Raw genomic sequence first — 21774 nt, 5'->3', positions numbered from 1 at the left:
TCGAATCAGCGTAGCCCCGCGCCGCGCGGCTGGGTGAGCCGCTGAAGGGTCAGCTCCGGATGAGCTCTTCGTAGACGGCCTGGCTGGCCGGGCTGGGGGAGACACCGAGCTCATCCCGGAGCACTTCGCGGAGGCCGGCGTAGACGGCGAGGGCCTCCGCCGGGTTGCCCTGGTCGCGAAGCGCACGCATCAGCACCTGGTACCCGCTCTCACGGAGCGGAGCGAACTGGATGAGCTCCCTCGATGCACGGACAGCGGCCGGGAGCTCCGTCCCGCCCATGCCGGCGCAGGCCGCGGCGTACGCCTCGAGCGCGCGGATCCGGAGTCCCGCCATGAAGCGCCGCTGCTCGTCCACCCACGGATTGCTCTCGCCGGCGAGGAACTCGCGCTCGGCGACGAAGAGGGCGACGAGCGACGGCGCCCACGCCCGAGGGAAGTCCTCGAGGGCGAGCTGCGACTCGGCCCGATGGACGGCGCTCACTGCGTCCTCCACATCCACGCGCGTATCGGCGTCGAGCACGAGCCGGATGGTCGCGTGACCCTCGACGCGCCCGGCCCCGAGCATCCGCCGGAGTTTCGAGATCAGGGGCGTCAGCCCCGTCTCGGATCCGCCGCGCGACGATTCTCCCGGCCACACGGCTTCGGCGAGCTCGGAGCGGCTCGCCGGACGGTCGCGATTGAGCACGAGGAAGGCGAACAGGATGCGCCCCTGTCGGCCGGGAATCCTGCCTTCGAGACGTTCGCCGTCCGCTTCGACGATCGTCGTGCCGCACAACTGGATCCGCGTCGGTTCACGCGACGCCAATGTCATGCCAACATTCTGTCAACAGTCCCCGACTACACCTAGGCAAGGAGGACGAGATGTCCAGGATCATCCGCTGCGAATGCGGCTACATCGCCCGAGGTGACAGTGACTCCGAGGTGATCGCCGACATCCGGGCGCACATGAAGTCCGACCATCCCGCCCTCTATGAATCAGTCGGGCAGGAAGACCTGCTCAGCTGGATCCAATTGGAGTAGAAGACCGGGAGGCCCACAATGTCGTCGATGACAGCAGGTGCGAACAGCACGATGACGCGGACGGAGGTGCTCGTGTCGCCGGACTGGCTCGCGAGCCGCCTCGACGATCCGTCCGTACAGGTGATCGAGGTCGACGTGAACGCGAAGAACTTCGATGCCGGCCACATCCGTGGCGCCCTTCTCTGGAACGTCTACCGGGACTTCCGGGACGGCGACTACGGGCTGGTGGAAGAGCCGGCCGTTGCGAGCCTGATCCGCCGGTCGGGGCTGACGCCCGACACGACGGTCGTCTTCTACGGCTACGCGCCCGCGCTCGCGTTCTGGATGATGAAGCTCTACCGGCACGCCGACGTGCGCATCCTGGACTGCTCGCGCGACTCCGCCCGGGATGCGGGACTCGCGTGGACGTCGGACGCCGCGACACCGCAGCCGAGCGACTATCCGATGCCCGGACTCGATCTGAGCATCCGGGCGACGCAGGACGACATGACGGCGTCGATCGACGACCCTTCGACAACGATCGTCGACCTGCGCACCCGTCCGGAGTTCGACGGCCTGCAGTTCTGGCCATCCGGCGGCATGGAGCCGGGCGGTCGCGCCGGTCACATCCCGTCCGCGATGCAGATCAGCCTCGACGGCGTGTTCGACGAGGCCGGGCGGTACCGGGATGCGGGCGAACTCGCGCGCGTCTTCGCGCCTGCCCTGGCCGACGCCACGCGGCTGATCACCTACTGCACCGTGGGCGGCCGAGGCGGCACAGCGTGGTTCGTCCTCACCCGACTGCTCGGGATCCCGGGCGTGCGCCTGTACGACGGATCCTGGGCCGAGTGGGGCAAGAACCCGGCGAATCCCGTCGCCATGTGAACTCCCGCGACGATGGTGCGAGCCAGCGGTGTGAAAATGTGCCCCCAGTAGGATTTGAACCTACGGCCTTCTGCTCCGGAGGCAGACGCTCTATCCCCTGAGCTATGGGGGCCAGGAGTGCGAAACCTAGGTTAGCATCACTGCTTCGGCAGGTTGTCCAGCACGTTCTGCATGAGCGGTGCCGCGTCGCCCGGCTCCTGGAATGCGGGCGAATTCGCTACAACCCAATAGGTGCCGGTGAAGATCTGGACTTCGCCCTTGGGGCCGCGCAGAGCGAAGTAGCCTTCGACCTGCGGCGGCACGCCGTAGGTCGGGACGGGCTGGCTGTTCGTCACAGCGGCGTTCTTCAGGCCGTCGAGCTCACTCGCTGGCGGCTTCGCCACCGCGATCTCGATGACGTCGTTGCTGGTCTGGTTCAGCCAGCCGCACGCGACGCCCTTGTACGAGACGACCGCCGCCTCCAGGGAGCCGGAGCCGGCGGCGTACCCGGGATCCGCGCCGAAATTCGGGTTGTAGGCGTACATCTGGTTCGCCGAGACGATCTGGTCGCAGGTGAGAGTGACCGGCGTCGGGGGATCGGACGGCGTCGGAGTCGGTGTCGGGGTGGCGCTCGGCGGCGTCGACGGCGCCGTCGTGGAGGCCTGGGTTGCGGTCGGCGCGGGCTTGGCGTCGCCGGCGCAGGCGCTGAGGGCGATCGTGCCGGCCACGACCACGAGGACCGCGCCTGCGCGCGCGAAACCTGCGAATCGATTACGGGTCGGTTCAGCCATGTCGGATTTCCTTGTGCGATGCGGATGTGCGGAAGGTCGTGAATCGCGCACCGTCGCGCGTCATCGCGACCTTATCAAGAGCGGATGGGTGCAACCGTCCACGCACCGGCTTTCGTTGCCGAATCGATGCGGCCGACTCTCGGCCGGCCCTCGGCCGCCGCCCGGTAGAATCGTTCGCTGTGACTCCAGCCGACCTCTCCGCCGCCCTGCTCGACATCGTGACCTCGATCGTCGACCGGCGACGAGCGGCCGATCCTGACGCGGCGCCGGTCGTCCTGACCATCTCCGACGTCCCGCTCGAGCGCCCGAAGAACCGCGAGCACGGTGACTGGGCGTCGAACGTCGCGATGCGGATCGCGAAGCCGCTCGGTGCGAACCCGCGCGAACTGGCTGCCGAGATCGCCGAGAAGGCTGCCGGCATCGACGGTGTCGCATCCGCCGAGGTCGCCGGCCCCGGCTTCATCAACTTCCGCCTCGACGCGGCCGCCGCCGGGCAGCTCGCGAAGACGATCGTCGACGCCGGTGAGGCGTTCGGCAACGGCTCGATCTACGCGGGCATTCCGATCAACCTCGAGTTCGTCTCCGCGAACCCGACCGGGCCCATCCACATGGGCGGCGTCCGCTGGGCCGCCGTCGGAGACAGCCTGGCGCGCATCCTCGCCGCAGAGGGCGCGGATGTGACGCGCGAGTACTACTTCAACGACCACGGTTCGCAGATCGACCGGTTCGCCCGCAGCCTCCTCGCCGCCTACCTCGGCGAGCCGACGCCGGAGGACGGCTACGGGGGCGCATACATCGGCGACATCGCCCAGCAGGTCGTCGAGCGCTACGACGGCGACGTCGCCGCCCTGTCGCGCGAGCAGCAGCAGGAAGTGTTCCGTTCGATGGGCACCGAGCTCATGTTCGCCGAGATCAAGTCGAAGCTCCACGGGTTCGGCGTCGACTTCGACGTGTACTTCCACGAGGACTCCCTGCACGAGTCCGGCGCCGTCGAGCGGGCCATCGAGCGTCTCCGCGAGCAGGGGCACATCTTCGAAGAAGACGGTGCGGTGTGGCTGCGCACGACCACCTTCGGCGACGACCGCGACCGCGTGATCATCCGCAGCAACGGGGAGCCCGCGTACATCTCCGGTGATCTGGGCTACTACCTGAACAAGCGCGAGCGCGGGTTCGAGCAGAACCTGATCATGCTCGGCGCCGACCACCACGGCTACGTCGGGCGCCTGATGGCCGCGGTCGAGGCGTTCGGGGACACCCCGGGGGTCAACCTGCAGATCCTGATCGGCCAGATGGTCAACCTCGTGCGCGACGGTGAGCCGGTGAAGATGAGCAAGCGTGCAGGCACCATCGTCACGCTCGACGACCTCGTGGACGCCGTGGGCGTCGATGCGGGCCGGTACGCGCTCGTGCGCTCCTCGAGCGATTCGCAGCTGGACGTCGATCTCGACCTGCTGAGCAAACGGACCAACGAGAACCCCGTCTTCTACGTGCAGTACGCGCACGCCCGCACCCGTTCGGTCGCCCGTAACGCCGTGACGGCGGGCGTCGACCGCAGCGCGTTCGCACCCGAGCTGCTCACCCACGAGACGGAGTCGGCCCTCCTTGGAGCCCTCCAGGAGTTCCCCCGCGTCATCGCGCTGGCCGCCGAGCTGCGCGAGCCGCACCGGGTCGCCCGCTACATCGAAGAGGTCGCCGGGCTCTACCACCGCTGGTACGACGCGACCCGCGTGATCCCTCTGGGCGACGAACCCATCACCGACCTGCACCGCACCCGCCTGTGGCTCAACGACGCCACCAGCCAGGTGATCCGGAACGGTCTCGGCCTCCTCGGAGTGTCGGCGCCGGACCGCATGTGAGGATGGAGCGATGACGGACGCAACCCAGCCGACCGAGCCGCTCGTCCCATCCGCCGCCGTCCCGCCGCCGACGCCCCGCAGGCGGCGCCGCGGGATGTGGGCGATCATCTGGGTGGCGGTCTCGGTCGTCGCCCTCGTCATCCTCTTCTTCGTCGCGGACGGACTGGTCCGCGCCTATGCCGAGAGCCGCGTCAAAGCGGAGATCGAGCAGAACTTCCCCGACTTCGTGCAGGGAGACGTCAGCGTAGAGATCGGCGGAACCTCCGTCATCGCGCAATACCTGTCCGGCTCGTTCGAGCAGGTGACTCTGGATGCGCCCAAGCTGACGGTCGAAGGCGTCCCGCTGGCCGCATCCGTCGTCGCCAACGGCGTGCCTGTCGACCAGACCAAGCCGGTGTCCGACCTCGCGGGCACGATCACCATCAGCGAGTCGTCGATCAACTCGCTCCTACGCCTTCCAGGCGCCACCGGCGACGTCACACTCGGCGACGGCACGCTGAAGTACGACGGGACGACGAAGGTTCTCGGGCTTTCGATCGGCTACACCGTGACCGTGGAGCCCACTGCGGCGGGCGACTCGATCGACCTGCAGCCGACGAAGGCCGAGGTGAAGGCGGGCGGCGGCAACCTCGATCTCTCGAAGCTGCTGGGCGCCGTCGTCTCGAAACCACTCTCCGTCTGCGTCGCGCAATACCTGCCGGCGGGCGTGCAGGTCGATGACGTCACCGTCGTCCCCGGTGCGGCGACCATCCACCTGACCGCTCACGACCTGGTGCTCTCGCAGGAGACGCTCGCGACCAAGGGAAGCTGTTCGTAACGAAGTCGAAGCGGATCGGCGAACCTCGCTAGAATTCCGGTACCACGCGCTTGACGCGTCATTTCTCCAATCGGCTTCAGGGACCAAGCCGGGTCCGCTCGCCCCGAGAGACCCCCACTCGTCCCGACCCGTGAGGTTTTCCCTGTGGCTTCGAATCCGCTCGCACCGGAATGGCTGGTCGTCCCCGACGACGCCAACACGCTCTCTCCTGCCCTCTGGTCCCGCTCCGTGACGCGGTCGAACGGTGAGCTCACCGTCGGCGGTGTCACCGCAGGCGAGCTTGCAGAGCAGTTCGGAACGCCTGTCTACGTCGTCGACGAGACGCACGCGAGGGAGCGCGCTGCCGAAGTCCGGGATGCGCTGGCCTCCGCCCTCGAGCGGGTCGGATCGTCGGCGAAGGTCTATTACGCGGGCAAGGCGTTCCTCAGCATCGAGGTCGCGCGGTGGATGGCCGACGCCGGTCTCAACATCGACGTGTGCAGCGGCGGCGAACTCGCGGTCGCGCTCGCCGCAGGCGTCGACCCTGCCAGGCTCGGCTTCCACGGCAACAACAAGTCGGTCGCCGAGATCGAGCGGGCGGTGTCCGTCGGCGTCGGCGCGATCGTGATCGACAGCTTGCAGGAGATCGAGCGGGTGGCCGAGGCCGCGTCCAGCCAGAACCGCGTGCAGCGGGTGCGCCTGCGCGTCAACAGCGGTGTCCACGCCCACACCCACGCCTTCCTGGCGACCGCCCACGAGGACCAGAAGTTCGGTATCTCCCTCGGCGACGCGGCGGAGGCGGTGGCGCGCATCCGTTCCCACGCTGGCCTCGATTTCCTCGGGCTCCACTGCCACATCGGCTCGCAGATCTTCGGCGCAGACGGCTTCGCCGAGTCGGCAGCGCGACTGCTCGCCGTGCACGCGGAACTTCTCGCCTCAGGCCCGGTGCCCGAGCTGAACCTCGGCGGCGGCTTCGGCATCGCATACACCGTGCACGACGACCCGTCCCCGATCGGCGAGCTCGCCGACCGCATCGCGGACGTGGTGGCGGCAGGATGCGCGACCCTCGGCATTCCGGTCCCGATCGTCGCCTTCGAACCGGGTCGCTCGATCATCGGAACGGCAGGCTTCACCCTGTACACGGCCGGAACGACGAAGGACGTCCTCGTCTCCGCCGCCGACGACGGCGTCACTGCTGTGCGCCGCTATGTGAGCGTCGACGGCGGGATGAGCGACAACGTCAGGCGGGCCCTCTACGGAGCGGACTACGCGGTGCGCATCGCGAACCGCGTCAGCGACACCGAGCCGGCGCTCGTCCGCATCGCGGGAAAGCACTGCGAGAGCGGCGACATCGTCGTCGACGCCGACTACCTTCCCGGAGACGTGCGGCCGGGCGACCTCCTCGCCGTGCCGGTGACGGGCGCATACTGCTGGTCCCTCGCCAGCAACTACAACCATCTCGGGCGGCCGCCGGTGGTCGCGGTGCGCGACGGAGCGTCCCGCGTGATCGTGCGCGGCGAGACCGAGGCCGACCTTCTGGCACGTGACGCCGGATTCCGCGAAGGAGCATCCGCATGATCGAATACCGCAACCTGAGGGTCGCGCTGCTCGGCGCCGGCTCGGTCGGCTCGCAGGTGGCGAAACTCCTGCTGGAGCACGGCGAGGAGCTCGCCGCCCGTGTGGGCGCGAGTCTCGAACTGGTCGGCATCGCTGTGCGCGACGAGAACGCCACGCGCGACGTCGACCTGCCGAAGCACCTGTACACGACCGATGCCGAATCCCTGATCCTCGGCGCCGACATCGTCGTCGAGCTGATGGGCGGCGTCGAGCCCGCGCGCAGCTACGTGCTGCTCGCCCTCAACTCGGGGGCGGATGTCATCACGGCCAACAAGGCGCTCCTCGCCACCCACGGGCCCGAGCTCTTCGAGGCCGCTGAGCAGGTCGGCGCCCAACTCTATTATGAGGCGGCCGTCGCCGGGGCCATTCCGATCATCCGACCGCTGCGCGACAGCCTCGCCGGCGACCGGGTCAACCGCATCCTCGGCATCGTCAACGGCACGACCAACTTCGTGCTGGACCGCATGGACGTCAACGGAGAGACGCTCGAAGACGCGCTCGCGACGGCGACCGAACTGGGCTACGCCGAAGCAGATCCGACCGCCGACATCGGCGGGTACGACGCGGCCCAGAAGGCGGCGATCCTCGCAAGCCTCGCGTTCCACACCGCCGTCCCGATCGAGTCGGTGTACCGCGAGGGCATCACCTCCATCACCCGCGCCCAGGTGGAGTCCGCTCGGGCGAACGGTTCCGTCATCAAGCTGCTCGCGATCTGCGAGCGGATCGTCCACCCGGTGACCGGGGTCGAAGGCGTCTCCGCGCGCGTCTATCCCGCCCTGATCAGCGGAACGCATCCGCTCGCCGCCGTCCACGGCGCGCACAACGCGGTGTTCGTCCAGGCCGCTGCTGCAGGCGACCTGATGTTCTACGGCGCGGGAGCCGGGGGGATCGAGACCGCCTCCGCCGTGCTCGGCGACCTGGTGTCGGCCGCGCGCCGGCACGTCGTCGGGGGCCCCGGCGTCGCAGAGTCCACCCACGCACAACTGCCCGTCCTCGACGTCGGGCAGATCATCACCCGGTACCAGATCACCCTCGAAGTCGTCGACCAGCCGGGTGTGCTCGCGACCGTCGCGCGCATCCTGAGCGACGGCGGCGTCTCCGTCGAGACGATGCAGCAGTCGGTCGCCGGCCTGCGCGATCCTGGCCTGCACGGTCAGGAGCATCCGGTGGCCACCGCTACCCTTGTAATCGGCACCCACGAAGCCGAGGAGGCCGCGCTTGCGGCCACCGTGGAGGCGCTGGGCGCGAGTGATGTGGTCAGTGCCATCGCATCCGTTCTCCGAGTCGAAGGATCGTAATGCCCGCCGAATACACCCCACGCCCGAACAGCCGCCAGTGGCGGGGAGTCCTGCGCGAGTACGCGGACCGCCTCGACATCACGGACGCGACGCCGATCATCACCCTCGGCGAAGGCGGAACGCCGCTGCTGCCCGCTCCCGCCCTGTCCGCGCGGACCGGGGCGAATGTGTTCGTGAAGTTCGAAGGGATGAACCCGACCGGTTCGTTCAAGGACCGCGGCATGACGATGGCGATCTCCAAGGCCGTCGAGCACGGCGCCAAAGCCGTGATCTGCGCATCCACCGGCAACACGTCGGCGTCGGCTGCGGCCTACGCGACCCACGCGGGCATCAAGGCCGTCGTGCTGGTGCCCGAAGGCAAGATCGCCATGGGCAAGCTGAGCCAGGCCATCGCCCACAACGCGCAGCTGCTACAGGTGCAGGGCAACTTCGACGACTGCCTCGAGATCGCCCGCGACCTGGCGACCAACTACCCGGTGCACCTGGTGAACTCGGTCAACCCCGACCGCATCGAGGGCCAGAAGACCGCCGCGTTCGAGGTCGTCGAAGTTCTCGGAGACGCTCCGGACTTCCACATCGTCCCGGTCGGGAACGCAGGAAACTACACGGCGTACCACCGCGGCTACACCGAGGAGCTCAAGCGCGGGGAGTCGACGAAGCTGCCCCGGATGTTCGGATTCCAGGCGGCGGGCAGCGCCCCGCTCGTCGTCGGCCACCCCGTCAAGAACCCCGACACGATCGCTAGCGCGATCCGCATCGGCAACCCGGCGTCCTGGGATCTCGCGCTCAACGCCCGCGCCGACAGCGACGGCTACTTCGGCGCGATCGAGGACGCGCGCATCCTCGAAGCCCAGCGCATCCTGTCCGCCGAAGTGGGCATCTTCGTCGAGCCGGCCTCCGCGATCAGCGTCGCAGGGCTCCTCGAGCGCTCCGCGGCGGGAGTGATCCCGGCAGGCGCCACGGTCGTGCTGACTGTCACCGGCCACGGCCTCAAAGACCCGCAGTGGGCGCTCCGCACCGCGGACGGATCCGACGTGCAGCCGACCGTCGTCCCCGTCGACGCCACCGCAATCGCCGAGGTCCTCGGTCTGGTGGCGGGAGCCGGGGCGTGAGCTTCTCCGCCGGCGACCTGAGGGGCCGGTCCGTCACGGTCAAGGTCCCGGCCACCAGCGCGAACCTCGGTCCCGGGTTCGACACCCTGGGCCTGGCGCTCGCACTGTACGACGAACTCGAGGTGCGCGTGCGGGATGAACCCGGCGCGACCGTCGAGGTGCACGGCGTCGGTGCAGGCGAGGTCGCGACCGATGAGACCAACCTCGTCGTCCGTGCGATCGCGCACACGTTCGCGGCCGTCGGCCACCCGCTGCCCGGGCTCGACCTCGTCGCGCGCAACGCCATCCCGCACGGGCGGGGGATGGGTTCGTCCGGCGCCGCGATCGTCTCCGGCATCATGGCGGCGAAGGGGCTCCTCGAGGGGATCGTCGAGATCGACGCGCAAGGTCTGCTCGCCCTCGCGAACGAGATGGAGGGGCACCCGGACAACGTCGCCCCCGCCTTGTTCGGCGGACTCACGATCGCCTGGGTCACTCCGGAGGGGCCGCGGTTCAAGAAGCTCATCGTGCATCGCGGCGTCTCGCCGCTGGTCTTCGTGCCCGAGCACGTGATGTCCACGGCGCTCGCCCGCAGCCTCCAGCCGGAATCGGTTCCACACGAAGACGCGGTCTTCAACCTGTCTCGCTCGGCCCTGCTGGTGGCGGCGCTCATCCAGAGCCCCGAACTCCTTCTCGCCGCGACGGAGGACAAGCTCCACCAGAGCTACCGCGCCTCGGCGATGCCGGAGACCGACCGGCTCATCACCCTCCTGCGCGACAGCGGCTTCGCAGCCGTCGTCTCCGGCGCTGGACCCTCGATCCTGGTGCTGTGCAGTGACCCCAGCCAGCGCCTCGCCGCCGCAGACCTCGTCGCCCAGAAGGCCGAGACGCGCTGGCAGCCCTTGATGCTCGCCGTCGACTTCAAGGGTGCGACGGTGCAGACGACGACTGTCGGGACCGCCGACACGCCTGCAGCCTGACGGAATATTCACCCATGCCAGAAGTGTTAGACTTCTGGCAGCACCCGGGAGAAACCGCGTAACGAGCGAATCTGGTCTTCGGGTGATTTTCTAGCAATCAAGCTGTTACTCCTGCCTGTGTACCCGGGCCTCTAGCACCGAGTACCGACGCCGTGTGGATCAGAACACACCGCGTGAAAAGGCAGTTCACGTGACACGCACTCCGGACGCCAGCGAAAAACGCTCGTCGGAGGAAAGGAATCCTCTTAGTGACTGATGTCAATCTCCACGCCCCGGGTGTGGAAAAGAGCGAACTGACGACTCTCAAGGTGGCGGAGCTCCAGGCTCTCGCCGCCCAGCTGGGTATTCAGGGAGCCAACAAGCTTCGTAAGGGAGAACTCGTGGATGCGATCTCCGAGATCCAGAACCATGGCGACGGCGAGGCGGCGGCCGACGCCGCCGTCGTGACCGCGCCCGCGGAGTCGGAGACGACCGAACCCGCACGCGCTGCGTCGCAGGTGCTGATCGAACCGCTCATCGCCGAGCCGACGACCAGCCCCGCTGTCGACGTCGCGACGGATGCGCCGACCGCGCCCCGTAAGCGCGCGCCGCGTCGGGCGACGAGTGCGGATGCCCTCGGCGGCGTCCCCGCCGGTTCGCACGTCAACTCGGCCGCGACCGGGGTCGAATCGCTGATCCCCGCCGTCGACGCCCTTCTCGATCGTGCCCAGGCCGCAGCGGCCCAGCGTGACGGTGCTGAGGATCGCTCCGGCGACCAGGCCGCTCAGGAAGGCGCCCGCGCCGAAGGCGGCCAGCGCAACAATCGCCGCGGCCAGCGCAACGGTGCTGAGCGCGGCCAGGGCGACCAGCAGGCCGCGGCCGCGCCGACCGAGGCCGCACAGGCCGAGGGCACGCAGGCCGATGGCACGCAGGCCGAGGTCACGCAGGCCGAGTCCGCTCAGGCCGACGGCACGCAGACCGATGCGCAGGGCGATGGGGGCGAGCAGCCCCGCCAGGGACGCAGCCGCAACCGCAACCGCAACCGCAACGGCCAGAACCAGGGCGGCGAGTCGCAGGGCGACCGCAGCCAGGGTGGCCAGGCTCAGGGTGACCGCAGCCAGGGTGGCCAGGCTCAGGGTGACCGCAGCCAGGGTGGCCAGGCTCAGGGTGACCGCAGCCAGGGTGGCCAGGCTCAGGGCGACCGCAATCAGGGTGACCGCAACCAGGGCGACCGCAACCAGGGTGACCGGGAGCAGGGCGACCGCCAGGGCCAGAACAACCGCAACGCGCAGAACCAGAACGGCCCGGCCGGCCAGCTTCAGGTCGAGGGCGAGCGCAGCGGCCGCAGCCGCTACCGCGACCGTAAGCGTCGCGGACAGGGCCCGACAGACGACCTCGAGCCCGAGATCTCCGAGGACGACGTCCTCATCCCCGTCGCGGGCATCCTCGATGTGCTGGACAACTACGCGTTCGTCCGCACCTCCGGCTACCTCCCCGGTTCGAGCGACGTCTACGTCTCGCTCGGACAGGTGAAGAAGTACAACCTCCGCAAGGGAGACGCCGTCGTCGGTGCCATCCGGCAGCCGCGCGAGGGTGAGAACAACGGGCGCCAGAAGTACAACGCGATCGTCAAGGTCGACTCGATCAACGGCCAGACCGTCGAAGAGGCCGAGAACCGCGTCGAGTTCGGCAAGCTCACTCCGCTCTACCCGCAGGAGCGACTGCGCCTCGAGACGGAGCCCGGCAAGCTGACCCAGCGCATCATCGACCTCGTCGCCCCGATCGGCAAGGGCCAGCGCGGCCTCATCGTCGCGCCGCCGAAGGCCGGCAAGACGATCGTCATGCAGCAGATCGCCAACGCGATCACGACGAACAACCCTGAGGTCCACCTCATGGTCGTCCTGGTCGACGAGCGTCCGGAAGAAGTGACGGACATGCAGCGCACGGTGAAGGGTGAGGTCATCGCCTCCACCTTCGACCGTCCGGCGGAAGACCACACCACCGTCGCCGAACTCGCCATCGAGCGCGCCAAGCGACTGGTGGAACTCGGCCACGACGTGGTCGTGCTGCTCGACTCGATCACGCGACTGGGCCGCGCCTACAACCTGGCCGCCCCCGCATCGGGACGCATCCTGTCCGGCGGTGTCGACGCATCCGCTCTCTACCCGCCGAAGCGTTTCTTCGGAGCCGCGCGCAACATCGAGCACGGCGGATCGCTCACGATCCTCGCCTCCGCGCTCGTCGAGACCGGCTCCAAGATGGACGAGGTCATCTTCGAGGAGTTCAAGGGCACCGGCAACATGGAGCTCCGCCTGTCCCGCCAGCTGGCCGACAAGCGCATCTTCCCCGCCGTCGACGTGAACGCCTCCGGCACGCGTCGCGAAGAGATGCTCATGGGCGCCGACGAGGTCAAGATCACGTGGAAACTGCGTCGCGCTCTCGCGGGCCTCGACCAGCAGCAGGCCCTCGAGATCGTCCTCGGCCGCCTCAAGGAGACCACGAGCAACGTGGAGTTCCTGATGCAGGTGCAGAAGTCGATGCCTGCCCCGGCGAACACCCACGGAACGGCGCACTCGCACTCGAACGAGCACGACCACCGCTAACTGTGTGAGTGCCCGCCCGGATCGACCCCCGTGTCGACCGGGCGGGCACTTTTCCATTGGTGCGAAGGCAGCACCACGAGAAGAATGAAGGCAGCGCCTCGCTGCCGAGGGAGAAGAAGAGATGTTCGAGTCGGTCACCGGTCTGCTCGCCGAGCATGACGACCTGCAGGAGCAGCTCGCCGACCCCGACCTGCACAGCGACCCTGTCCGCTCCAAGCGCGTCAACCGCCGCTACGCCGAACTCAGCCGGATCGTCGCCGCCTACCACCAGTGGAAGCAGCTCGAGGACGACCTGGCTGCCGCACGCGAGCTGGGTGCCGAGGACGAGACCTTCGCCGAAGAGATCCCCGAACTCGAAGAACAGCTCGAGGATTCGAGCGAGAAGCTGCGGCGCCTCCTCATCCCGCGCGACGAGAACGACGGCCGCGACGTGATCATGGAGATCAAGATGGGCGAGGGCGGTGCCGAGTCCGCGCTCTTCGCTGGCGACCTGCTGCGGATGTACCTCCACTACGCCGAGTCGAAGAAGTGGAAGACCGAGATCCTGGAGCAGACCTCGAGCGACCTGGGCGGCATCAAAGATGTCCAGCTCGCCATCAAGGGCAACTCGAGCGACCCGGCGCAGGGTGTTTGGGCGCACCTCAAGTACGAGGGCGGCGTGCACCGTGTGCAGCGTGTTCCTGCGACCGAGTCGCAGGGGCGCATCCACACCTCCGCAGCCGGCGTCCTCGTCTTCCCCGAGGTCGACGAGCCCGAAGAGGTCGAGATCAGCCCCAACGACCTCAAGATCGACGTCTACCGGTCGAGCGGCCCGGGCGGCCAGTCCGTGAACACCACGGACTCCGCCGTGCGCATCACGCACCTCCCGACCGGCATCGTCGTCGCCATGCAGAACGAGAAGAGCCAGCTGCAGAACCGCGAAGCCGGGATGCGCGTCCTCCGCGCACGCGTGCTCGCACGCCAACAGGAGGAGCTCGACGCTGCCGCCTCCGCGGTGCGCAAGAGCCAGATCCGCACGATGGACCGCTCGGAACGCATCCGCACCTACAATTTCCCCGAGAACCGGATCGCCGACCACCGCACCGGCTACAAGGCCTACAATCTCGACGCGGTCATGAACGGCGCGCTCGACCCGGTCATCGAGTCGTGCATCGCCGCTGACGAGGAGTCCCGCCTCGCCGACCTCGCCGCCGACGCCTGACCGTTTCCCGCGCATTCGCGCCCGCGCATTCGCGCCTGCGCATCCGCGCCTGCGCATCCGTTGAGTCCGGGAAAAGTCCGCTGAATCAGCCGATTTCGCGGACTTTTCCTGGACTCGACGCCCGGCGCGGCCGGGCTCGACGCCCGGCGCGGCCGGCGGCCCCGGGTCAGATGTAGATGCCGGGGTCGATCCAGGTGTCGCCGGGGATCTGCTCGGTGCCGGTTCGCGGGCGGGCCGTGGCCGGCACCCCGACGAGCAGCGAACTCGGGGGAGCATCGTGGACGACGACGGCGTTCGCGCCGATGACGCTGTGCGCACCGATCGTGATCGCGCCGAGCACCTTCGCCCCGGCCCCGATCGTCACACCCTCGCCGATCGTCGGGTGCCGTTTTCCGTGCCCGCGGCCTTTCCCGCCGAGCGTCACCCCGTGGTACAGCATCACATCGTCGCCGATCTCCGCGGTCTCGCCGATGACGACGCCCATGCCGTGATCGATGAAGAACCGACGCCCGATCGTCGCGCCGGGGTGGATCTCGATTCCGGTGAGGAACCGGGTGAACTGCGACACGATCCTGGCGACCGTGCGAGCACGTGCCAGCCAGAGCCGGTGGGCGAGCCGGTACGCCCAGATGGCGTGCAGTCCCGAATACACGACGAAGATCTCGGCACCATTGCGGGCCGCTGGATCGTGGCGTCGCGCATTGGCGATGTCTTCGCGAATTCGGGACAGCACGGTCATTCTGGCTAGTCGACCAGATCTGCCCAGAGGGCGGTCGAGATGTACCGTTCACCGGTGTCGGCGACGATGGCGACGATCGTCTTGCCGGCGTTCTCGGGGCGCTTCGCCTGCTCGAGGGCGGCCCAGACGATCGCGCCGGATGAGATGCCGGCGAGGATGCCCTCTTCCGCGGCCAGGCGCTTCGCCACCGCGATCGAGTCGTCGAATGTGACATCGACCACCTCGTCGTACACGGTGGTGTCGAGCACTTCGGGCACGAAGTTCGCGCCGATGCCCTGGATCTTGTGCGGGCCGGGCTTTCCGCCGGACAGGATGGGGGAGTCGATCGGCTCGACGGCGACGATCTTCACGCCGGGCTTGCGTTCCTTGAGCACCTGGCCTACGCCCGTGATCGTGCCACCCGTGCCGATCCCCGAGACGAAGATGTCGACGCCGCCGTCGGTGTCCGCCCAGATCTCCTCGGCGGTCGTCGCCCGGTGGATGGCCGGGTTGGCCTCATTGGCGAACTGCTTCGCCCAGACAGCGTTCTCAGTGTTCGCGACGATCTCCTGGGCTTTCTCGACGGCACCGCGCATTCCGTCCGGACCCGGGGTCAGCACGATGTCCGCGCCGAACGCACGAAGGAGCACGCGCCGTTCCTTGCTCATGGTCTCCGGCATGGTGAGGATCACCTTGTAGCCGCGTGCCGCTGCGACCATGGCGAGCGCGATGCCCGTGTTACCACTGGTGCCTTCGACGATCGTGCCGCCGGGCTTCAGCTCGCCCGACGCCTCGGCCGCGTCGATGATCGACACCCCGATCCGGTCTTTGACACTCGACGCCGGATTGGCGAACTCGAGCTTCACGAGTACGGTGGCGTCTGCCCCGTCGGTGATGCGGTTGAGCCGGACCAGCGGGGTGTTTCCGACCGTTTCGGCGACGTTGGCGTAGATGTGACCTGGCATGACTCTCTTCCTCGTGAAACGCGGGTGGATCGTTAGCGCCACCAGCCTAATCTCCCGTCTTCGGCCCATGGGTTGTGTGACGCCGTGTGATGCCGGGGCGCAGCGCAGAAGATAGGCTCGACGGGCGATGACCAGTGCTCCCCAACCAGACCCTGCCACCTTCCGGTCCCTCCGCGATGAGGTCGCGGCCCTGCTCGAACAGGCCGGCGTGCCGGACCCGGCGGTCGACGCCGAACTCCTCGTCGGGCACGTCATCGGCGAGGGCCGGGGCCGCGTCCAGGCGCTTGTCGCCATGGATGCGGCGGTCGAGCCCGACATCCGGCGTGCTGTGCTGGGACTGGCAGACCGCCGCGCCGCTCGCGAACCCCTCCAACACATCACCGGCCGAGCGCCGTTCCGTTCGCTTGAACTCGCAGTGGGTCCCGGCGTCTTCGTGCCCCGGCCCGAGACCGAGCAGGTCGTCCAGTTCGCGATCGACGCGCTGCGTGCGGTCGCCTCACCGGAGCCGCTCGGCGTCGACCTCGGCACAGGGAGCGGCGCGATCGCCCTCGCGATGGCCACCGAGGTCCCGCACGCGCGCATCGTCGCCGTCGAGAACTCCCCGGAGGCTTTTCCCTGGGCGAAGCGCAACTTCGACGAGTCCGGAGCGACGAATGCCCGCGTCGTCTTCGTCGACCTGGCGGATGCTCTTCCTGAGCTCGACGGAATCGTCGATGTCGTGATCTCGAACCCGCCGTACATCCCGGCCGACGCCATCCCGCGCGATCCCGAGGTGCGGCTGTTCGATCCGGAGCGCGCGCTGTACGGCGGCGCGGACGGTCTGGATGTGGTGCGAGCCGTGTCCCGGACCGCGCTGCGCCTCCTGCATCCCGGCGGCACCCTGGTCATTGAGCACGGCGAGCTCCAGGGCGCGGAGATCCGCGCACTGCTGGCGGCGGATGGCTGGCGCGGCCCCGCCACGCACCGCGACTTCACGACGCGCGACCGCGCCACCACAGCCATCCGCTGACCGCGCGCCCTGGTGCCCGGGCGATGCCGATTGGTGGCGTAACGCCGCAAACTCTACTTTTCGCACCTTTTGCGCGAGCCGACCGGGGTCAGCCGCGCTTCGCAGTCCGCTCGCGTGCCTTCGCGATGACCTCGCGTTCGCGCTTGCGTGCATCCCGCAATCGCACTTCGGCTTCCCGCCGCGCCTTGGCCGCCTCGCGCACCGCCTTGTCGTTGGGCACCGGTTCCGGGCGCTCCGGAGCCTCGGGCACCGGTTCTCCGGCGTTGCGCGCGTCCACGTAGCGCTCGATGCCGTCGAGGATGCGCTCCAGGCCGAACGTGAAGTCGTCCTGTCCGTCTTCCCCCGGCGCAGCGGTGTACGCACCGGAGGCGACGAGCGGCCCCAGGTAGGGGAACCGCTCCGGCGTGATGAGTTCGGCCAGCGCGGCCGCGTACGCCTCGCCGCTGACCGAGCCCGGGCCGTTCTGCTCGGCCGCGCGGGCGACGTCGCGTTCGACGATGCCGAAGGCGCGCGAATACGACGCGAGCAGCAGCGCCGTCGACATCTTCTCCAGGTCGGACAGCGGAAGGTCTTTCATGATGCGCAGGCCCCAGTCGAGCACCGCCAGGTTGTTGGGGGTCATCGGGATGCCCGAGATCGGCACGTCGCCGAACCACGGATGCGCCGTGATGACGCTCATCGATACGGCAACCCAGTCGCGCATGCCCTGTCGCCAGTCTGCCTCGTCGTCTTCGGGCGGGATCGGCACCGCGCACACCGTGTCCTGCATGAGCAGGAGCAGGTCGTCTTTGCTGGTCAGGTACCGATAGAGCGACATGGTCGTGAAGCCGAGGGATGTGGCGACCCTGCTCATCGAGACCGCGCCGAGCCCTTCTGCGTCAGCGATCTCGATCGCGGCGTCCACGATGCGTTCGATGCTGAGCTCGCGCTTCGGACCGCGTTGCGGACGCTCTGCGATTCCCCAGCTGAGTGCGACGGCACGGGGGAGTGCTTCTTCGACAGCGTCGGCCATTTCGCCGCCTTCCAGGGTGGTCGTTGACACCCATCCTAGAACTGTGTATTACTTAAACAAAACCGTGTGCGACGTAAACAGTTTGCGTCATACGCAGAAAGGAGAACGACATGGCCATCCCCGCGATCGACGTGCGAGGACTCGAGAAGTCCTTCGGCGCCCAGCGCGTGCTCCACGGAGTCGACCTCAGCGTGCCGGCCGGCACCGTCTTCGCCCTGCTCGGCCCGAACGGAGCGGGCAAGACGACGCTCATCAACATCCTGTCCACCCTGGTCGCGCCCGACGGTGGCACGGCGGTCGTCGCCGGCCACGACGTCGTCACCGACCCGGAAGGGGTGCGTGCAGCCATCAGTCTCACCGGGCAGGCGGCCGCCGTCGACGAAGTGCTCACCGGCGAAGAGAACCTGCGCATGATGGCGCGGCTCTCGGGCTACTCGGCGGCGGATGCGCGAAAGCGCGCCCAGGAGCTCATCCAGCGTTTCGACCTCGGCGACGCCGCCCGACGCCGCGTGAAGACCTACTCGGGAGGGATGCGCCGCCGCCTCGACCTCGCGATCAGCCTGGTCGCCACGCCGCCGGTCATCTTCCTCGACGAGCCGACCACCGGCCTCGACACCCGCAGCCGCCAGACCCTCTGGGACATCATCCTGGGGCTTGCGGCCCAGGGCATCACGATCCTCCTGACGACGCAGTACCTCAACGAGGCCGACCAGCTCGCCGACCGGATCGCACTCATCGATGGTGGCGTGGTCGTCGCCGACGGGACGCCGGCCGAACTGAAGGCGCGGATCGGCGGCGACGTCGTCGAGCTCCGTGGCCCCGACGAAACGCTGCTCAGCGAGCGTGCGACCGACGGCACCGTGCACGACCTGCGGCGCGCGATCGACGAACTCGATGCGGCGAGCGTTCCGGATGCTCATGTCACTGTCCGCAAACCGAGCCTCGACGACGTCTTCCTCGCGCTCACCGCATCCGGCGCCCAGCGTGCACACGAACTGGAGGTCTCTGCCTGATGTCCACCGCATTCCTGCCGCCCCGGAGCGTCCTGCCCGCCGGCCCGTCCGCGACGGTCGATCGCGCCGTCCCCGCCGCGACGAGCACAGCCGTCTTCATCGGCCGGAGCATCCGTCACACTCTGCGCAACGTCGAAGTCCTCAGCATGGCGATCATCCTGCCTATCATGCTGATGCTGATGTTCACGTACGTCTTCGGCGGCGCGATCGACCCGGGCGGCGACTACGTGAACTACGTGGTTCCCGGCATCATCCTGCTCTGCGCGGGCTTTGGATCGGCGAGCACCGCCGTCGATGTCGCCGACGACATGAGCAACGGGATCATCGACCGGTTCCGCACCATGCCGCTGCGCAGCGACGGCGTGATCGTCGGGCATGTGGTCGCGAGCCTCCTGCGGAACCTCTTCGCGACCGGCGTCGTGATCGGCGTGGCCCTGCTCGTCGGTTTCCGTCCGACGGCGAACGCTGCGGAGTGGTTCGGAGCGCTCGGGCTGATCGCCCTGTTCATCCTCGCCATCACCTGGCTCTATGCGTCGATCGGCCTGGCGGCGCGCAGTGCGGCCGCGGCGAGCGGGTACGGTTTCGTGCTCCTCTTCCTTCCGTACCTCTCGAGTGCCTTCGTGCCGACGGACACCATGCCGGAATGGTTGCGGTGGATCGCCGACAACCAGCCGATCACGCCGATCATCGAGACGATCCGCGGACTGCTGATGGGCACGCCGATCGGCGACCACGCCTGGTGGGCGGTCGGCTGGTGCCTGATCATCCTGGCGGGATCGGCGCTCTGGGGCGCCTGGTTGTTCCGCCGCAAAGCCGGCCGCCGCTGACGGGCTAGCGCCGGCTGAGGCGCGCGACCCCGATCTTCGAGTCGGCCATGCCGTAGAAGACGTAGTCGACGCCCTCGACCGTCTCGATCGCCGTGGGGAACACCACGTTCGGAACGGTGCCGGAGCGCTCGTCGTCGGTCTCGGCGGTGAGCAGGGGACCCGTGGTGCGGTCGATGACCCGCCACGGCTCCTCGCCGTCCAGAATCATCGCGCCGGCCGCGTAGTTGACGTTCTGCTGCTGGGCCAGCGAATTGACGATCACGCCGGTGACGCCATGGTGGAGCAGGAGCCAGCCTTCCGGGATCCGGCGGGGCGCGGGACCGCCGCCGATCTTCAGCTCCTCGAAGTCGAATTCCGGGCCGGCGAGGAAGCGGTTGCCCCGCCAGCGAGCGAGCTCCCGCACGTCGTGGCGCACCGCGGCGAGCGGGATGAACGCGATCCAGATGCTGGGGCGCGGGTCGGGGATGTTCCGCGGCGGCCGGTTCCCTTCGCCGGCCCTCACCTCGCCGAGCTCCCAGACCGGCCGGTGGAGCACGGCGAGACTCTCGACGCCGTCGGGCGACGTCACCGGTTCGGGGAAGAACACCGTGTCCTTGTTGTGGTAGAGCCCCAGGTCCACGCCGAGTTCGTCGTCGTACTGGAACGTGACCGGGCCGAGACGGCGCCAGGTGCGGAGATCGTCCGAGACTGCGACCGCAGTGCGCGGACCGAGCGGCCCGAACGCCACGTACGTCATCACGTGCAGGCCGAGGGCCGGGATGGTCGTGATGCGCGGGTCTTCGACGCCGGCGTTGTTCGCTCCCTGCTCCCATTCCCGGTCGGGCTCGAGCACGACACCTTCGCGCGTGACGCTCACGGGGACTCCGTCGACGACGTTCACCTTCGCGAGGCCGACACGCGAAACGTTCCCGTCGGCGACGAGGCGCGGCAGCAGGTAGAGCTCGCCGTCCGGCCCGCGGCCGCTGGCCGGGTTCAGGACCCCTTCCGTCTCGAGTGCATTGTCGTCTTCCGGAGTCATCACGACGCCGACCCGTTCGAGGTAGTACGGGAATTCGTCCGGTGTGCTCATGAGGTCGTGTTTCCTTGGGTGGGGGTCGATCGGTAGAAGTAGAGCTCGCGGGTGTGCGGCGGAGCGTCCCAGCCTTGCGGGAACACCCAGTCGCCGTCGAGCTGGAGCAGTCCGCCCCAGGCGAGCGAGCCGCCGCGGTTGATCGCCAACTGCGTGAAGGGTTCGTCCGTCGTGTAGTGGGCCTGCGCTGCTGCGAACTGCCCGTCCGCATCGCTGTAGAAGAAGTCGAGCACGAGGTCGTCCGGGCGGTGCGCTCCGACGACGGCGCACGCGACCTCGTAGAGCGACCCACCGAGTTCGCCGAGGTCGAGGTAGGGCTGCCGCTCGAAGCGCCAGTCGAGGAGATCGCTGGATCGGCCGACGGTGGGCACCCCACCGCATCCCTCGGAGAGGAACATCAGGTAGTCGCCGCCGATCTTCACGGCCCCGCCGTCGCCGTTGCGCGGGATGACCGCCCCTTTCGCCCACAGGCGCGATACCTCGTACGGCACCGCGAGCCCCCGCTTGTCCCAGGTGACCAGGTCGTCGGAGACCGCGACCATGATGTCGCAGCCGACGTCGCCGAGGGGGTAGTCCGGCGACGGATAGGTCTCACGGTCGGGGGAGCCGGCGATCGAGCGGATGCCGTTGTAGAACATCACGTATCGACCGTCGACCGCGTAGACCTTCGGGTCCTCGCAGCCCAGCGTCTCGTTGTCGAACGTCGGGTAGATCACCGGGTTGGCCGCGTCGTCGGTCCAGCCGACGCCTGGACGGTGCACAGCGTGACCGATCCGGCTGGCGGTGGACTCCTTGCGCGGCGAGGCACGATAGAAGAGGTGCAGTTCGTCGCCACGTGTGATGATCGTCGGGTTGAAGATCGAGTCGCTCGTCCAGCCGATCCCGGTCGGGTCGTCCCACTGCCCGCTCGGTTCGAAGGTGAGCGATTCGTCACGCGTGAACGGGCCGATCGCCCAGTCCGGATGCTCGTCGTAGTGCTCCGAGAACTGGTCGGTGCTGATGCGGTCGGTCAGTGCGTTCGTGTGCTCCAGAGCCGACGCGTAACTGTCGCGGAGCGCGCTGGTGTCTGCGGGTTGCATGGGTGAC

20 protein-coding genes and 1 tRNA gene are annotated in these 21774 nt (G+C 68.5%); 13 read left to right on the top strand and 8 right to left on the bottom strand.

What is annotated here, in order from left to right; genetic code table 11:
* Positions 1-49 precede the first annotated feature (49 nt).
* Positions 50-811, bottom strand: a complete 762-nt coding sequence (locus tag ACV7NN_RS05165) for an AfsR/SARP family transcriptional regulator (RefSeq protein ID WP_463348508.1) — start codon at positions 809-811, stop codon at positions 50-52.
* A 50-nt stretch (positions 812-861) separates the two neighbouring features.
* Between ACV7NN_RS05165 and ACV7NN_RS05160 the strand changes: the two genes are divergently transcribed.
* The gene (locus tag ACV7NN_RS05160) at positions 862-1020 is read left to right on the top strand and encodes a DUF1059 domain-containing protein (protein WP_463348507.1); all 159 of its coding nucleotides are present in this window, start codon (positions 862-864) and stop codon (positions 1018-1020) included.
* Between the two features lie 27 nt (positions 1021-1047).
* Positions 1048-1884, top strand: coding sequence for a sulfurtransferase (locus ACV7NN_RS05155; RefSeq protein ID WP_463348506.1), 837 nt, complete (start codon positions 1048-1050; stop codon positions 1882-1884).
* A 39-nt stretch (positions 1885-1923) separates the two neighbouring features.
* Here the strand turns inward: ACV7NN_RS05155 and ACV7NN_RS05150 are convergent.
* Together ACV7NN_RS05150 and ACV7NN_RS05145 are read right to left on the bottom strand one after the other, a co-directional pair.
* Positions 1924-1996, bottom strand: a tRNA-Arg gene (locus ACV7NN_RS05150).
* 25 nt (positions 1997-2021) lie between these two features.
* Positions 2022-2654 (bottom strand): iron ABC transporter ATP-binding protein, encoded by a 633-nt coding sequence (locus ACV7NN_RS05145; RefSeq protein WP_463348505.1) that lies wholly within the window; start codon positions 2652-2654, stop codon positions 2022-2024.
* Positions 2655-2833: 179 nt separating this feature from the next.
* On the opposite strand from ACV7NN_RS05145, the gene argS reads away from it, so the two are divergent.
* From argS to prfA, 8 genes are all read left to right on the top strand, one after another.
* Complete coding sequence (argS, locus tag ACV7NN_RS05140; protein WP_463348504.1) at positions 2834-4510, top strand: arginine--tRNA ligase; 1677 nt, start codon at positions 2834-2836, stop codon at positions 4508-4510.
* A 10-nt stretch (positions 4511-4520) separates the two neighbouring features.
* Complete coding sequence (locus ACV7NN_RS05135) at positions 4521-5327, top strand: LmeA family phospholipid-binding protein (RefSeq protein WP_463348503.1); 807 nt, start codon at positions 4521-4523, stop codon at positions 5325-5327.
* A 144-nt stretch (positions 5328-5471) separates the two neighbouring features.
* Entirely contained in the window at positions 5472-6884 is a 1413-nt protein-coding gene (lysA, locus tag ACV7NN_RS05130; protein ID WP_463348502.1) for a diaminopimelate decarboxylase, read from the top strand.
* Positions 6881-8221 (top strand): homoserine dehydrogenase, encoded by a 1341-nt coding sequence (locus ACV7NN_RS05125; protein ID WP_463348501.1) that lies wholly within the window; start codon positions 6881-6883, stop codon positions 8219-8221. The genes lysA and ACV7NN_RS05125 overlap by 4 nt, the downstream gene beginning before the upstream one ends.
* On the top strand, positions 8221-9333 hold the full coding sequence (thrC, locus tag ACV7NN_RS05120; RefSeq protein WP_463348500.1) for a threonine synthase: 1113 nt from the start codon (positions 8221-8223) through the stop codon (positions 9331-9333). The genes ACV7NN_RS05125 and thrC overlap by 1 nt, the downstream gene beginning before the upstream one ends.
* Positions 9330-10292, top strand: a complete 963-nt coding sequence (gene thrB / locus ACV7NN_RS05115) for a homoserine kinase (protein ID WP_463348499.1) — start codon at positions 9330-9332, stop codon at positions 10290-10292. Before thrC ends, thrB begins: the two co-directional genes overlap by 4 nt.
* A gap of 248 nt (positions 10293-10540) precedes the next feature.
* Positions 10541-12874 carry a transcription termination factor Rho gene (gene rho, locus ACV7NN_RS05110; RefSeq protein WP_463348498.1) on the top strand — a complete coding sequence of 778 codons (2334 nt, stop codon included), beginning with the start codon at positions 10541-10543 and terminating at the stop codon, positions 12872-12874.
* A 121-nt stretch (positions 12875-12995) separates the two neighbouring features.
* Positions 12996-14075: a peptide chain release factor 1 gene (gene prfA / locus ACV7NN_RS05105; RefSeq protein WP_463348497.1), complete on the top strand. Its 1080-nt coding sequence runs from the start codon at positions 12996-12998 to the stop codon at positions 14073-14075.
* Positions 14076-14241: 166 nt separating this feature from the next.
* Here prfA and epsC read toward each other — a convergent pair whose 3' ends face one another.
* Together epsC and cysK are read right to left on the bottom strand one after the other, a co-directional pair.
* Entirely contained in the window at positions 14242-14814 is a 573-nt protein-coding gene (epsC, locus tag ACV7NN_RS05100) for a serine O-acetyltransferase EpsC (RefSeq protein WP_463348496.1), read from the bottom strand.
* Between the two features lie 5 nt (positions 14815-14819).
* The gene (gene cysK, locus ACV7NN_RS05095) at positions 14820-15758 is read right to left on the bottom strand and encodes a cysteine synthase A (RefSeq protein ID WP_463348495.1); all 939 of its coding nucleotides are present in this window, start codon (positions 15756-15758) and stop codon (positions 14820-14822) included.
* 127 nt (positions 15759-15885) lie between these two features.
* Here cysK and prmC point away from each other — a divergent pair, with 127 nt between their 5' ends.
* Positions 15886-16767 (top strand): peptide chain release factor N(5)-glutamine methyltransferase, encoded by an 882-nt coding sequence (gene prmC, locus ACV7NN_RS05090; protein WP_463348494.1) that lies wholly within the window; start codon positions 15886-15888, stop codon positions 16765-16767.
* A gap of 88 nt (positions 16768-16855) precedes the next feature.
* On the opposite strand, the gene ACV7NN_RS05085 is transcribed toward prmC, so the two are convergent.
* A complete protein-coding gene (locus ACV7NN_RS05085; protein ID WP_463348493.1) occupies positions 16856-17809 on the bottom strand; it encodes a TetR/AcrR family transcriptional regulator in 954 nt (317 codons plus the stop codon).
* 80 nt (positions 17810-17889) lie between these two features.
* Here ACV7NN_RS05085 and ACV7NN_RS05080 point away from each other — a divergent pair, with 80 nt between their 5' ends.
* The gene (locus ACV7NN_RS05080) at positions 17890-18792 is read left to right on the top strand and encodes an ATP-binding cassette domain-containing protein (protein ID WP_463348492.1); all 903 of its coding nucleotides are present in this window, start codon (positions 17890-17892) and stop codon (positions 18790-18792) included.
* Positions 18792-19619 carry an ABC transporter permease gene (locus ACV7NN_RS05075; RefSeq protein ID WP_463348491.1) on the top strand — a complete coding sequence of 276 codons (828 nt, stop codon included), beginning with the start codon at positions 18792-18794 and terminating at the stop codon, positions 19617-19619. The genes ACV7NN_RS05080 and ACV7NN_RS05075 overlap by 1 nt, the downstream gene beginning before the upstream one ends.
* A gap of 4 nt (positions 19620-19623) precedes the next feature.
* On the opposite strand, the gene ACV7NN_RS05070 is transcribed toward ACV7NN_RS05075, so the two are convergent.
* Together ACV7NN_RS05070 and ACV7NN_RS05065 are read right to left on the bottom strand one after the other, a co-directional pair.
* Positions 19624-20688 carry a glycoside hydrolase family 130 protein gene (locus ACV7NN_RS05070; protein ID WP_463348490.1) on the bottom strand — a complete coding sequence of 355 codons (1065 nt, stop codon included), beginning with the start codon at positions 20686-20688 and terminating at the stop codon, positions 19624-19626.
* Positions 20685-21767, bottom strand: a complete 1083-nt coding sequence (locus ACV7NN_RS05065; protein WP_463348489.1) for a glycoside hydrolase family 130 protein — start codon at positions 21765-21767, stop codon at positions 20685-20687. The genes ACV7NN_RS05070 and ACV7NN_RS05065 overlap by 4 nt, the downstream gene beginning before the upstream one ends.
* Positions 21768-21774 lie beyond the last annotated feature (7 nt).

Source organism: Leifsonia sp. Ger2509 (assembly GCF_055231915.1).
Note: the sequence above shows the minus strand (reverse complement) of the source record. Positions and strands in the feature narration are given on the sequence as shown.

Bases quoted from the DNA above. Each gene is read 5' to 3' on its own strand.
- epsC (WP_463348496.1), bottom strand. From the start codon at position 14,814: ATGACCGTGCTGTCCCGAATTCGCGAAGACATCGCCAATGCGCGACGC.
- ACV7NN_RS05125 (WP_463348501.1), top strand. From the start codon at position 6,881: ATGATCGAATACCGCAACCTGAGGGTCGCGCTGCTCGGCGCCGGCTCG.
- ACV7NN_RS05080 (WP_463348492.1), top strand. From the start codon at position 17,890: ATGGCCATCCCCGCGATCGACGTGCGAGGACTCGAGAAGTCCTTCGGC.
- ACV7NN_RS05165 (WP_463348508.1), bottom strand. From the start codon at position 811: ATGACATTGGCGTCGCGTGAACCGACGCGGATCCAGTTGTGCGGCACG.
- cysK (WP_463348495.1), bottom strand. From the start codon at position 15,758: ATGCCAGGTCACATCTACGCCAACGTCGCCGAAACGGTCGGAAACACC.
- ACV7NN_RS05135 (WP_463348503.1), top strand. From the start codon at position 4,521: ATGACGGACGCAACCCAGCCGACCGAGCCGCTCGTCCCATCCGCCGCC.
- thrC (WP_463348500.1), top strand. From the start codon at position 8,221: ATGCCCGCCGAATACACCCCACGCCCGAACAGCCGCCAGTGGCGGGGA.
- ACV7NN_RS05070 (WP_463348490.1), bottom strand. From the start codon at position 20,688: ATGAGCACACCGGACGAATTCCCGTACTACCTCGAACGGGTCGGCGTC.
- ACV7NN_RS05160 (WP_463348507.1), top strand. From the start codon at position 862: ATGTCCAGGATCATCCGCTGCGAATGCGGCTACATCGCCCGAGGTGAC.
- ACV7NN_RS05065 (WP_463348489.1), bottom strand. From the start codon at position 21,767: ATGCAACCCGCAGACACCAGCGCGCTCCGCGACAGTTACGCGTCGGCT.
- ACV7NN_RS05075 (WP_463348491.1), top strand. From the start codon at position 18,792: ATGTCCACCGCATTCCTGCCGCCCCGGAGCGTCCTGCCCGCCGGCCCG.
- prmC (WP_463348494.1), top strand. From the start codon at position 15,886: ATGACCAGTGCTCCCCAACCAGACCCTGCCACCTTCCGGTCCCTCCGC.
- ACV7NN_RS05155 (WP_463348506.1), top strand. From the start codon at position 1,048: ATGACAGCAGGTGCGAACAGCACGATGACGCGGACGGAGGTGCTCGTG.
- ACV7NN_RS05145 (WP_463348505.1), bottom strand. From the start codon at position 2,654: ATGGCTGAACCGACCCGTAATCGATTCGCAGGTTTCGCGCGCGCAGGC.
- prfA (WP_463348497.1), top strand. From the start codon at position 12,996: ATGTTCGAGTCGGTCACCGGTCTGCTCGCCGAGCATGACGACCTGCAG.